The organism is Shewanella sp. AS1, assembly GCF_021412565.1.
Taxonomy (GTDB): domain Bacteria; phylum Pseudomonadota; class Gammaproteobacteria; order Enterobacterales; family Shewanellaceae; genus Shewanella.
Window position 1 is genome coordinate 1 of the sequence record NZ_JAKCLJ010000121.1, and the last position, 282, is coordinate 282.

Here is a 282-nt window from a genome sequence, read left to right on the forward strand (position 1 = left end):
GAAAGAAGCGAAACTGCATGGCTGCCCGGAATGTGGAGGCCATTTGCATACCATCCATAGGCATGAACAATTCGTTACGGACATTCCGGTGGTGGAAGTGAAGACCACCCAGTTTGTGACCTACAGCGGCTACTGCAGTGCCTGCCATAAGCGGGTCCGCTCGCAGCATCCGGAGCAGACCTCGCAAGCGACGGGCGCCGCTGGGGTGATGGTGGGGCCGCGGGCCAAGGCGCTGGCCGCCGATCTGAAGCATCGCCTGGGGGTCTCGTACGGCAAGGTCAG

At 61.7% G+C, this 282-nt stretch carries 1 protein-coding gene; it reads left to right on the forward strand.

Annotation, left to right across the window (positions count from 1 at the left end):
* Nucleotides 1-43: 43 nt before the first annotated feature.
* A partial coding sequence (locus tag LZP69_RS16330; protein ID WP_234201742.1) for a hypothetical protein occupies nt 44-282 on the forward strand: 239 nt, incomplete at its 3' end.